We start from the raw sequence: 13,114 nt of genomic DNA, 5'->3' as shown, positions 1-13,114 counted from the left end.
AATTGATAATAAAGCCTTATAAATATTATCCCTCTAATAATACAAGCCTAACCCCCCAACATCTAATCAATCAAAAATATGATCAAACCAACCAAATAACGCTCGATTTAAATCAAAATGCGAGCGAACGCTCAAAATAAATCTATTCTTGTAGTAAAAATGTTAATGATAAGTATCTTTGTGCACATCAAAACACAGAGCGTTAATCATTAAATAACGAAAGGAATACAAAATGAGTAAACAACATTCATTAATGGGGCAGTGTGTCGCTGAATTTATTGGCACCGCAATATTAATCTTTTTTGGTGTTGGGTGTGTAGCAGCATTAGTATTAGCTGGCGCAAACTTTGGCCAATGGGAAATTAGTATCATGTGGGGCATGGGCGTAGCTATCGCCATTTATTGTACTGCAGGTGTTTCTGGGGCACACATTAACCCAGCTGTTACCATTGCACTTGCGTTATTTCATGGGTTTAACAAAGAAAAAGTATTACCGTATATTATATCCCAGTTACTTGGTGCATTTTGCTCCGCAGCCTTAGTATACGCACTATATAGCAACTTATTTAGTGATTATGAGATTGCGCATAACTTTGTAAGAAGTAGCCAAGAAGCCTTATCGACAGCTGGTATTTTTTCTACTTACCCGCACCCATCGATCTCTTTAATCACTGCATTCTTTGTTGAGTTTGTCATTACAACAGTACTTATTTTCGCAATCTTAGCATTAGGAGATGAAAATAATGGCGCACCTCGAGGTCCACTAAACCCTGTGTTAATCGGTGTATTAATTGCAGTTATTGGTGGCTCTCTAGGTCCACTAACTGGCTTTGCCATGAACCCTGCTCGTGACTTTGGCCCTAAATTATTTGCTTACATAGCGGGTTGGGATTTTGCATTAACAGGCGCAAGAGAGATCCCATATTTCATCGTACCAATTGTTGCGCCTATCTTAGGAGCTTGTTTTGGTGCCTGGGTTTACCCAAAAGTGATTTCACCATACCTGCCAGAAGAAGGCTTTGGCTGCACAATTCCAAATGAGTGTGATTAAAAAATACAAACATGTTGTTTACAGTAACGACAGTTGTCCAGATTAAATAGTAAAAGGAAAAATATAATGACAGATAAAAAATATATCGTAGCGTTAGACCAAGGCACAACAAGCTCTCGAGCTGTGATCCTTGACCATGATGCAAATATCATTAGTGTTTCTCAACGAGAATTTACACAAATTTATCCACATTCTGGCTGGGTAGAGCATGATCCAATGGAGATTTATGCGACACAAAGTTCAGTATTAACAGAGTGTTTAGCGAAAGCGAGCATTCGTAGTGATCAAGTGGCAGGTATCGGCATTACTAACCAACGTGAAACCACTATTGTTTGGAATAAAGAGACAGGTAAACCGGTTTATAACGCGATTGTTTGGCAGTGTCGTCGTACAGCTAGCATTTGTGAAGAGCTTAAAGATCGTGATGGTTTAGAAGACTACGTGCGTGAAAATACGGGTTTAATGCTAGACCCCTACTTTTCAGGCACTAAAGTAAAATGGATCTTAGATAACGTCGAAGGTGCACGAGAAGATGCTGAAGCAGGTAAATTACTATTTGGTACGGTAGATACTTGGTTAATCTGGAAAATGACACAAGGTCGCGTACATGTAACTGATTACACCAATGCTTCTCGTACCATGTTATTTAATATCAATAAATTACAGTGGGATGAAAAACTACTTGCTGAGTTAGGTATTCCTGCTTCTATGATGGCGGAAGTAAAAAGCTCTTCTGAAGTTTACGGTAAAACTAATATTGGTGGAACAGGCGGCACACGTATTCCAATTGCAGGTATTGCAGGTGATCAACAAGCTGCATTATACGGTCATATGTGTGTAGAAAAAGGACAAGCTAAAAACACCTACGGTACAGGCTGTTTCCTATTAATGAACACTGGTAAGGAGAAAATCACTTCTACACATGGTCTTCTAACAACGCTAGCTTGTGGTCCAAAAGGTGAAGCCACTTACGCATTAGAAGGCGCTGTATTCATGGGTGGTGCTTCTATCCAATGGTTACGCGACGAGATGAAAATACTCTCAGATGCAAAAGATTCTGAGTATTTTGCTACTAAAGTTGGTTCATCAAACGGCGTTTATGTTGTCCCAGCCTTTACTGGTTTAGGCGCACCTTATTGGAACCCTTATGCACGTGGTACTATTGTTGGTTTAACACGAGGCACCAATTCGAATCACATTATTCGCGCGACATTAGAGAGTATTGCTTATCAAACTCGTGATGTACTTGATGCAATGCAAGCAGATGCTGATATGGAACTAGCCTCTCTTCGTGTAGATGGTGGTGCTGTAGCGAATAATTTCTTAATGCAATTCCAATCGGATGTGCTTAACACAACAGTACAACGCCCTGCGGTTACTGAAGTAACAGCGCTAGGTGCGGCCTATTTAGCAGGTATTGCTGTAGGTTACTGGAGTAGTTTAGATGAGCTACAAAACAAAGCCGTTATTGAGCATTCTTTTGAACCCGTTGCAGTACAAGAGAAACGCCAGCAACGCTATAATGGTTGGAAGCGCGCAGTAAAATGTGCCACGGTATGGGCTGACCTTCATAATGAAGATAACGAAGATACACCTTAACCAGCTCATTGATTAAATCCAATTAAAGAGCGCCTGAGCGCTCTTTTGTTATCTATATTGTAAAATTCCTGTCTATTTGTCTCTCATTCGAACGTAAAACGCGCATTACACTTGCTATTCCTAATCCCCACACAGTAAACTGTTTTTAATAAATTTTGCCATGGGCGCAGGAGAGAGGTTAAATGAAACAGACAACAAGACACCAAGAGATCGTTAACTTAGTACAGAAAAATGGTTATGTCAGTACTGAAAGTCTTGTTGAGCATTTCAATGTTAGTCCTCAAACTATCCGTAGAGATCTCAATGAATTAGCCGATGAAAATAAAATTCGTAGACACCATGGCGGAGCAACAACTCAACAAAGTTCAGTGAATAGCTCATACCATGATCGTAAATCTCGTCAGTCAGATGTTAAAGATGCCATTGCCCAAGCATTAGTAAAATACATTCCCGATGGTGCGACCCTGTTTATTGATATCGGTACCACGCCGGAATACATCGCTAAAGAGTTGGTTAAAAACCATAAAGGATTACGCATTGTTACTAATAATATCAATGTCGCGAGCATTTTAATGACTAACGATGACTTTAAAGTCATTCTAGCCGGTGGTGAAGTTCGTAACAGAGATGGCGGTATTGTTGGTGAAGCGACTTTAGACTTTATCAAACAATTCCGTTTAGACTTTGGCATTATCGGTATCAGCGGAATCGATTATGATGGTTCACTATTAGACTTTGATTATCATGAAGTACGTGTAAAACAAGCGATCATCGAAAATAGCCGTAGCGTATTCCTTGCTGTTGACCATACCAAATTTGGTCGTAATGCCATGGTTAATCTGGGTAATATCAGTGAGTTAGATATGTTAATCACAGACTTAACACCACCTAATGAAATCGTTAGCATCTTAAAAGAGCATAACATTCCATTAGAAGTAATTAATAACCAAACCACTGAGCAAGCTGACTAATAATAAGCATTTTTTAAAGCATCTAATATATTACCCTCTCTTAATGCAGATAAAACCACAATGTTTTTATCTGCATTAACAAGTATTTACCTTCTCTATCGCGACTTATCTACAGGCCTCACTCCCTATTACATAAAGTATGAATAACCATCTCCTGTTCAGGGTTTTCTTGCACAGGAACATCATAAGTCTTTGCTGTGTTGGTTATGTCACACTGTAAACGACTTAATTTATCTTTTAAGGTTAATGAGTTTTGGTTGCCATTATAAAATAACTTAGCTAACCATAAGGTCAACTCATTCTCGCCCGGCTCACCTAAATAGATATGTTGCATCAGTGAGCCACTACCAAACATACTGGACGGTTTTGAGGTTTTTATAGTAGAAGATGGAAAGATAAATCTCCCCTGCTGATCAGTAACAGTTTGATCTAAATGTCGACCATCATAATATAGCTCTCTATAGACTGTTTTCCCCACCACCGCTTTACCATCATCTAATAATTGCCCCTGTACCGGCGGTGATAATAAAAAGGTTTCTCGGTTAAAAAAACTAAAGATATCCGCACTCACAGAGCGACTAAAAACAAACAATAAAATGATAATAACAATGATTAAACTCAGTTTAATTAAAGCCATGTTACTTCCCGATTAAGTGAAAAGTGCAACCAATAAAAATGCCGCTTAATGCGGCATTTTTAAAACGTTTAAAAAGATGAAATAGTTATTCAGCAAAACTTCCAAATCAAGAACGCCAATGCAAATCCAACTAAATAGATCATGCCTAACCAAGTTAGTCCTTGTAAGAGCTTACCATGTTTAATACTAGGCTCAGATCTTACCAATCTAAAATTAAGCCACGCAAACACAGGCGTAGTAATGAAAGCTAAGGTCATCGCAAAGGTTAACATAGGTGCTAACGCTGATTTGAAGAACAATACAATCGTCATACCTGCTAAGGATTGTAAGATTAACCAGATATTTAAACTGTGTTTAGACTGTTTAAAACCTAATAGCTTATGTGATTCATTCAAGGTACGTGAATAACCATCTAACACTGTGATTGTAGTACCAAATAAACATAAGAAAGCAATCATAGAGACTAAAGGACGAGACCATTCACCAATGGTTAATGCGTACATATCAATTAAATGCTGTGCAAAAGCAACCCCACCCAATACCGTACCACTGGTTTGTCCATACTGTACCAAGACACCTAACCCAAAGAACACTAACGCCAGTACAGCTGTTAACCAGTAACCAAGATTAAAGTCTAATAATCCCTGTTTTTTAGTAATTACCTGTTGTTTTTGTTTTGCTTTTAACCAAAGAGAGCTTAATGCAGAAACTTCAATAGGTGCTGGCATCCAACCCATCAATGCCACCATAAAACCTAACATAGCTAGTTTATAAGGTGAGGGACCTTCGTAGTCAGCAGGTGTCATAGGACCATTATTAAAGGCAACAATAAAAGCGGCTACCGTAGTAATAGTTAATATAACCATGATCACTTTAGCCACATTATCTAGGGCTTTAAAATGACCAAATAATAGGATCATTAAACACACACCCAGTATCAACCAACATAATAGAGTCACCGATACATTAACTGGCAACGCATAATGTAGCAAGCTTGCTGTTAATAATAGTACGCCCGCCGTACTCACCACAGCAGCAAGAACATTTAATGCCGCAAAACAGTAGAAATACCAAGGACCTTTGCCTTTATAGCCTTCGATCAAGTTATTACCCGTCGCTAATGTATATTCAACACCAAAACGGAAAAAAGGATATTTTAGAACGTTAACCGCAACCACTAACCACAGCAGTTGCCAACCAAAAATAGCACCTGCTTGGGTAGATGCAACAAGGTGCGAACCGCCAATAGAAGCGGTTGCCATTAATATTCCGGGACCAAACGCATTTAAGCGCGATTTTAAACTTGATACGGCTTCATTCATTTATTTATAACTCGAGTTAGGATATTTTTGTGGTCGGTTAACATACATAATTAATGGTTAATAAAAAAGCAAAAAGAGTGGCTTTCAGAGGATTAATAGAGTTTTAATAGCCAAATCACTATTACTGTAAAAAAATCAATAAATCGCAGGCTAAAAATATTAATAAAAGTTGGGTTTTAACAGATAGGTTTATCTTTCAACAGATCGGATTCACCAATAATAATAGAGGCTTGATACCAGTTTTGAATGGTGAAGTTTTTCCCCTCTAGTTGATTTAATATCAGCTTACTGATCTGTTTACCAACGCCATGTGTATCATAATCAAGTGTGGTGATTGAGGGTTTAGTGTATTGGCTATGCTCGTAGTTACCATAACCCGCAATCGCAATATCCACTCCAGGTTGGTAACCTAAATTTTCACACGCTACCATCGCCCCTAAAGCCATCGCATCATCAGCACATAAAATACAGCTTGGAGGTTGTGTTAAGGCCATTAATTGCTTGGTCATCTCAATAGCATCACGCTCCGTTAACTCCCCATGTAATAAATAACCTTGTTCAACTGTTAATGAAGCTTCTTGCATCGCTTTTAAATATCCCAATTGGCGAGCGGTAGCTAAAGTCAGTTGATCTGGACCATTGAGGAAAGCAATACGCTGATGCCCTGCATTAATTTGACGTTGTGTTAATTGATAAAAAGCATCTTGATTATCCACATCTACAAATCGTTCATCTTGATAACCAGATTCATAACCTAAACAAACATAGGGGAAGTGATGAACATTTAATAACGTAATGCGAGGATCATTGTGTCGAGTTCTCACGATAAACAGCCCATCCACCAAACCACTGGTGATAAAATCAAAATAGACTTTTTGCTCATCTTGCGTGTCAGAGATTGTTGTTACTATCAGTTGATACCCCTGTGTAATTAAAAACTCAGAAGCACTCGCTAATACCTTAGAAAAAGCAGATGAAACAAACATACGCGCATTAGCAGGTAAGATAATACCAATGTTTTTAGAGCGCCCTGAAGCTAATCGCTGCGCCGTAGGGTTGGCTCTATAACCGAGTATTTTAGCCGCTTCCAACACTTTTAAGCGTGTATCAGCGTTAACATCACTATATCCATTTAACGCTCTAGATACAGTTGATTTTGAGAGTCCTAAGTAATCGGCTAATTGTTTAATAGACATCTGATTATGCTCACTTATAAGCGCTGATCAGTTTCACTATCAAACAGCAACACCCGTGACAGTTCTACAACTAAATCGATCTGCTGGTCTCGTTGCAACTCAGAGCGTAAATCCAATCTAGCTTTTACCGCCTCACCCGCTAAATTAAACAAAACCTCCTTATCAAAACCCATCGGCTCTATTAAATCTATTTGCAGCCCAGTAAAGTTAAAGGTGTTGTCGGTCTCTGGAAATAACCGACTATCGTTAAAGAAATCAGGTCGAATACCTACTTTCACCGGTATCCCTTGCTGATCAATCACTGTTTGCAAAGCAACATTAGACAACTGCTTTCTAGGTAAACGGTAATTGTCCACCAGCAAATAATCGTTAAACAAGGTGCCCTCAATAATATTCATGGAAGGAGACCCAATAAACTGCGCAACAAATACATTAGCAGGATTTAAATACACCTCCATTGGTGTGCCGGCTTGAGCGATATAACCATCATGCAATACCACCACCTTATCAGCTAAAGTCATCGCCTCCACTTGATCATGGGTGACATAAACACTAGTTCGCCCGAATTTATTATGGATTTTGCCTATTTCTGTGCGCATATGACTACGAAGTTTGGAGTCCAAGTTTGATAAAGGTTCGTCAAACAGGAACAGATCCGCTTCACGGATGATCGCCCGTCCCATGGCAACGCGTTGACGCTGCCCACCAGATAAATCAGCAGGTTTGCGATCTAATAACTCTTCTAGTTGCAACATTTCAGAGACTTCAGCTAAACGTCGTTCAATATCCGCGTTATCAACCTTTAATCGACGCAGGGCAAAGATAATATTCTCTCTCACTGATTTATGCGGATATAAAGCGTAGTTTTGAAACACCATAGCAATATTACGGTGTTGCGGTTCAATATCATTCACTACTCGCTCACCAATCACAATGTCCCCTGAAGTGGCTTGCTCTAAACCTGCAATCATCCTCAAGGTCGTTGATTTTCCACAACCAGATGGCCCCACTAGGACCACAAACTCACCATCCTCAATACTTAAATCAATCCCTTTCACCACGGCTGTGTCACCGAAGCTTTTGACAATATTTTTTAATTTAATCGCAGCCATAATTATTCTTTAACCCCACCGTCTGTTTTACCGCCTTTCATAAAGCGAGATGCTAATAGGAAACAAATAACAATCGGGGCAAGGGTCAGCATAGAGGCCGCCATAATACGATCCCAGATTGCATTTTTTGAAACAAATAACTCTTGAAGTGCTAATGGTAAAGTATGAAATTCTGGATATTGCTTTAAAAATACCGACGCAAATAAATACTCATTCCAACCAATAATAAAACAATAAATAAATACCGTGGCTAACATAGGAAGTGATAAAGGTAACACCACCTTAATAATCGCTTCTTTACGAGAACAGCCATCCATCATTGCCGCCTCTTCAAGTGCAAATGGGATACCACGGAAATAGTTACCCAACATATACATACCCACAGGCAGTGTTTGTACAATATAAATAAGGAACAAACAAAAAGCGCTTCCCCATAAAGAAGATGCTAACCCAACATTCATCGCCATTTGATAGAGAGGCACCATTAACAACACGCCACCGACCATATACACAAATAACACAGATCGTTGTATCACCACCTGTCCTTTAAAGCGTAAACGACTGATCGAATAAGCGCCCATCACTGAAAAAACTAGCGAAAAGCTTGCTGCACCCACGGAAAATATCACGCTGTTTAACATATATTTACCAAAGGGAAATAGATTGTCGTTAGCCGTATATTTAGCGGCGATTGCCTGCTTTTTCTCTGCTGACAACTTAGGGTTGTTGAGTATTTTTTGTATCGCCGCAGGTATTTCTACTTTCTCTGCTTCGGTTAACCCTAATAACTCTTTATAAGCATCTAAATTAATACTTTGTGGAATCAATGAAGGATTCCCCCAATCATATTGGTGCTTTAATGACGTTGATAGAATTTGCGCAAAGGGTAATAAGCTAAAGCTCACTAACAGTAAAATAGCAATCGCAAATCCGATACGTCCTTTTATGTTTTTTTTTCCTAACATAATCGTTACCACTTCATGATTTTTTTAATATAGAACCAGATAAAAATCGACAATACACCTAATTGAATAACAGAGGTGGCTGCGGCTAACCCTTGATCAATAACACCAGTAAACGCTTGGTAGTAAGTAAAGATTGGTAATGTTTCTACATTCGGAGCCAATAGATAAACATCTTCAAAACGATTTAAATTCCAAATTAAGCGTAACAACACTACCGTGGCTAACACAAAATAAAGCTCGGGTAAGGTGACATGAAAAAATCGTCCTATTGGGCCATAACCATCAATGGCTGCTGCTTCATATTGATCTCGAGAAATAGACACCAACTTAGATAAGATAAGCAAATAAGCAATCGGTGCATGTTTCCAAATATCAAATAGCACCACCACCCACAACGCGGAATCAGGATCGCCAATTAAATTACTACGCTCACTCCACAAACCTAGCAAATCAACAAATAGGTAATTCACCACCCCAGAAATAGGATCAAATAAAAACTGCCAACCAAATACCACCGAAATAACAGGGGCAACATAGGGCAACATAATCGCCGCATTCACTAAGCCTCTGCCCATAAAAGGATCACGTAGCAATAATGCCATCGCTAATCCAAGTAACGTGGTGCCGACGACAGTCCCCAATAGATACAAACTAGTGGTGGCAATAGCACTATAGTAATCACTGTTAGATAACAGCTTGATATAGTTTTCAATACCAACAAAGGTTTTAGAGCCGTTTAATTGCACATCGAAAAAACTCAAATACACGTTGTACATTAATGGATATAAAATGAGTAAGCCTAAAATCGCAATGGTTGGTGCAACTAACTTCCACCCAAACCTAGCTTCAGCGCGCTCTAATGGTGTCATCATCTCTCCTTACAGGCATTCACATAACGTGCGATGACAGTAAACAGTCACCACACGGTTTAATAAAAAATACCTACAGTTATTCTGCGATCACCGTTTGCATCTGTTTTTCAGCCCAATCTAAGGCGGTTTGTGTTGGTTCTTTTTCAATTGCGGCACGATAAATCATGCGAGGAATGATCTGTTTTGCAAAGATTTCACCGGATTTTGGAAAGGTTTTACCCTCGACAACAGAGAAGTTTTTAATACTGTCAAAACCAGCCACAATCTCTTTGATCGACTCTTTACCGTATTGCGCAAAAATACCTTTAGGATCATCAAGGAATTCATCTGTTTCAGCAATATCACGCAGCATAGGCAAGTGCCCTCCCACTGCCATATGCGAGTAAGCAACTACTTGGTCTTTTTCATTCATATATTGAATAAAGGCTTTAGTCGCTTTGACCTCTTCCTGGTTATCATTTTTCATCATGGTAAAGCCAACTAAGGTACCGAATGAAGAAGGCGACGTATTAGTAATGGTAGTCGCTAAACGGGTATTTTTTGCTAAGTCAGGATCAAAAGCAGCGCCTTTTAAATCTTTAAAGTTATCTGAACTCAAGGAGCTCGCAGCAGCTTCCGCTAAGGCAATATCATCTAAAATATAAGAAGAGTAAAAGAACATCGCTAACTTACCTTGCAGGTAATAATCACGTGCGCGCCAGCTTTGCGGGCCAGGTGGGTTGTATTGTGCTAACTCGGTATAAAAATCTAAAACCTGTTTTTGCGCTGCAGAGTTAAAAATAAGCTCACCATCTTTATTAAACTGACCAGCAGCATTAGATAAAGCAAATTGTGTATAACATTGCTCTGCATAATTATCTGCCTTGGTACCAATTAAAATACCGTATTGGTTATCACTGGGTTTATAAAAGTATTTGGCTGCCGCTTCAATCGCTTCCCAGGTGATTGGGGGAGCAAGCCCAGCTTCTTTGAACCAATCGGCACGATACCAGATCCCCTGCACCCAACCACTGTAAGGGACAGAAACATATTCATTCAACGCTGCACTTTCTACTAATTTCAGCGCCCCCGAGTAGAAACGATCTTTGCCTATGGTTTGAATTAACTCAGTGCTCGAATCTGCATCAACAATACCCTCTTCAGCAAACGCTAAAGATAAATCAGAACCTACTTCAATCATATCCGGTAAAGTATTAGCCGCTGCTGCTGCCGCAATTTGTTTAGGCATATCGTTTTCATCAACTGCAATCACTTTCACATCAATACCAGGATTTAATGCCTCAAAGACATCTGCCATAATTTCAATGGTTTGAAGGCGGTCTGATTGAGTTTGTGTGGTCCAATATTCAACGGTTGTTGCATTGACTAAACTAGAAAAGGGTAAACTTGCCGCTGCAAGTCCAAGGCTTAATTTACTGATTTTCATTGTTATTTCCTCATTTGATAATAGCGTTATAGGCTGTTTAATCTCGTCGGAGTTAACTCATAAAATCACCTTTATTTGAGTAATTTTATTTATTTAATTCAGTCTACCTTAAATGTTATTGGTTATTGTTTGAGCTAAGTCTCGTTATCGGAAATGATCAAAACCGGTTTTGATCATTGAGCCATCGGTCACTATTCAACCAAAAACAGACTGCTATTTAACATGAGGAGACAAGTTTATCGCTTATTAAGCTAACGCTAAGCGATGAACTAACGAGGGAAGTATTACTTCAGTGGATAAGTACTTTTCATATGAAGAGATAACAATATTAATCATTACTAAGTGTAATAAGTGGGGCCCTCGCGGCATTCAAAGCGGCTAGCACAGCAACGACAGCTGCAACATAGAAGCTGGTTTGGAAGGCATTAACAACCGGCTCATGAGAACCACTTCGTAACGCTTCGATACTGGTATTATGATCAAACCCTGGTAATAAGGCATAAAGCAACACGCCAAACAACGCAGTGCCTGTTGCAGCACCTAAATTACGACTCAATGAAGCTAATGCAGTCACAGTACCGACATTACTTTTGCCTGCGACAGTCTGAATCACTAACTGTGTAGTTGGCATCACAGTGCCGAAACCAATACCACAAAGCATACCCAAAAAACCGATTAATACTGGCTCTGGAGGCAAGCTCCCTAGCGCAATAAAGCCTGATGCAGACAATGACATACCAATGACAGGTATCCATTTAGGCACACCTGTTTTAGACATAATGCGACCACTACATAATGCCCCGAAGATTTGACCACCTGTTAAAGGTAATAATAATAAACCCGAGGTTGCCGCATTGGTTTTTAATCCTAATTGTAAATAAATAGGCAAGAAGAAGATTAATGCAAACATACAAGCAGCAAACAATAATGAAGTTAATAACGGGATATAGATAGCCCTATCCACCAGCAAATGGTTAGGTAAAAAAGGCGTAGAATGACGACATTGGTTGCGGTAAAAAATCCCCCCCAAGGCCACGAAAACAACCCAATACACTAAACTGGTCAAAGACAACCATTGGAAGTCTTGTCCGCCCACTGATGCCCAATATAAAAAGACGGTGCATAACAAAGGAAAAACCAATAAGCCAACCCAATCAATGGGTTTATTTCTGTGTTCTAAAATAGGTTTAGGGGTAAGGCGAAGTAAACGCCAAGCAGCGATCATCGCTAATGGGATATTGGCCCAAAATAACCAATGCCAAGTATAATGAGTTACCACTAACCCACCAATCACTGGCCCACCAATGCTGGCACAGGCAAACATAGAGGCAAAGTAACCTTGATATTTGGCACGTTGCCTTGGTGGAATCAACTCTGCAATCAACGCTTGTGATAGGCTCATTAAACCACCGCCACCCAAACCTTGGATAACTCGTCCCATGATTAATTCAGTCATATCAGAAGCTACTGCGCCAACCACTGAGCCAATACAAAAAATCCCCAATGCCCAAACTAATACATTACGACGACCGTAACGGTCACCTAACCAGCCATAAATAGGCACAGTAGCTACCGTTGCTAATAAATAACCAATGGCAATCCATGAAGATAAATGCAACTGACCAAGGTCAGCAACAATACTGGGTGTCGCTGTTGCTAAAATGGTTTGATCAACAGCCGCCAAAAACATCGGTAGAAATACCGCGGAAAAGAAGATTAGAAAAGCCTGGCGGGTAAGTGCTGTGCTCATAGGTTAACTAATGAATAAGGTTGAGATAAGAACAACATGGCGATCACTCATTGTTGATAAAAATAATAAGCAAATGATGGCAGAATATCACAACACATCAACCTATTTATTTCTAATATAATCAGTTGATTTGATAGATTGAATATATTTAACCTTAATTCTGATTAACGGAAGCGAGACGTTAACTAAAATCAGATAGTTAAATTATTTATT

General features: G+C 39.4%; 11 protein-coding genes. 3 read left to right on the top strand and 8 right to left on the bottom strand.

Going from position 1 to position 13,114, the window contains the following annotated elements; all coding sequences use genetic code 11:
- Window positions 1-232 precede the first annotated feature (232 nt).
- The 3 genes from DS885_RS05355 (at window position 233) to DS885_RS05345 (ending at window position 3,621) form a co-directional block, all read left to right on the top strand.
- Window positions 233-1,051, top strand: coding sequence for an MIP/aquaporin family protein (locus tag DS885_RS05355; RefSeq protein ID WP_113818371.1), 819 nt, complete (start codon window positions 233-235; stop codon window positions 1,049-1,051).
- Window positions 1,052-1,117: 66 nt separating this feature from the next.
- Window positions 1,118-2,650 carry a glycerol kinase GlpK gene (glpK, locus tag DS885_RS05350; protein WP_113818370.1) on the top strand — a complete coding sequence of 511 codons (1,533 nt, stop codon included), beginning with the start codon at window positions 1,118-1,120 and terminating at the stop codon, window positions 2,648-2,650.
- 182 nt (window positions 2,651-2,832) lie between these two features.
- Window positions 2,833-3,621: a DeoR/GlpR family transcriptional regulator gene (locus DS885_RS05345; RefSeq protein WP_113818369.1), complete on the top strand. Its 789-nt coding sequence runs from the start codon at window positions 2,833-2,835 to the stop codon at window positions 3,619-3,621.
- A 118-nt stretch (window positions 3,622-3,739) separates the two neighbouring features.
- Here DS885_RS05345 and DS885_RS05340 read toward each other — a convergent pair whose 3' ends face one another.
- From DS885_RS05340 to DS885_RS05305, 8 genes are all read right to left on the bottom strand, one after another.
- Window positions 3,740-4,258, bottom strand: a complete 519-nt coding sequence (locus DS885_RS05340) for a DUF6795 domain-containing protein (protein WP_113818368.1) — start codon at window positions 4,256-4,258, stop codon at window positions 3,740-3,742.
- Window positions 4,259-4,347: 89 nt separating this feature from the next.
- Window positions 4,348-5,520 (bottom strand): NRAMP family divalent metal transporter, encoded by a 1,173-nt coding sequence (locus tag DS885_RS05335; protein WP_441344257.1) that lies wholly within the window; start codon window positions 5,518-5,520, stop codon window positions 4,348-4,350.
- A gap of 236 nt (window positions 5,521-5,756) precedes the next feature.
- Window positions 5,757-6,776 carry a LacI family DNA-binding transcriptional regulator gene (locus DS885_RS05330; RefSeq protein ID WP_113818366.1) on the bottom strand — a complete coding sequence of 340 codons (1,020 nt, stop codon included), beginning with the start codon at window positions 6,774-6,776 and terminating at the stop codon, window positions 5,757-5,759.
- 14 nt (window positions 6,777-6,790) lie between these two features.
- Window positions 6,791-7,888: an ABC transporter ATP-binding protein gene (locus DS885_RS05325; RefSeq protein ID WP_113818365.1), complete on the bottom strand. Its 1,098-nt coding sequence runs from the start codon at window positions 7,886-7,888 to the stop codon at window positions 6,791-6,793.
- 2 nt (window positions 7,889-7,890) lie between these two features.
- Entirely contained in the window at window positions 7,891-8,853 is a 963-nt protein-coding gene (locus DS885_RS05320; RefSeq protein ID WP_113818364.1) for a carbohydrate ABC transporter permease, read from the bottom strand.
- Between the two features lie 5 nt (window positions 8,854-8,858).
- Window positions 8,859-9,722, bottom strand: coding sequence for a carbohydrate ABC transporter permease (locus tag DS885_RS05315; protein WP_113818363.1), 864 nt, complete (start codon window positions 9,720-9,722; stop codon window positions 8,859-8,861).
- Between the two features lie 79 nt (window positions 9,723-9,801).
- Window positions 9,802-11,151: an ABC transporter substrate-binding protein gene (locus DS885_RS05310; protein WP_113818362.1), complete on the bottom strand. Its 1,350-nt coding sequence runs from the start codon at window positions 11,149-11,151 to the stop codon at window positions 9,802-9,804.
- A gap of 328 nt (window positions 11,152-11,479) precedes the next feature.
- Window positions 11,480-12,901: an MDR family MFS transporter gene (locus DS885_RS05305; RefSeq protein ID WP_113818361.1), complete on the bottom strand. Its 1,422-nt coding sequence runs from the start codon at window positions 12,899-12,901 to the stop codon at window positions 11,480-11,482.
- Window positions 12,902-13,114 lie beyond the last annotated feature (213 nt).

Source organism: Psychromonas sp. B3M02 (assembly GCF_003318165.1).
Lineage (GTDB): Bacteria > Pseudomonadota > Gammaproteobacteria > Enterobacterales > Psychromonadaceae > Psychromonas.
The sequence above is the reverse complement of the archived record's forward strand: the minus strand, read 5'-3'. Positions and strand labels throughout refer to the sequence as shown.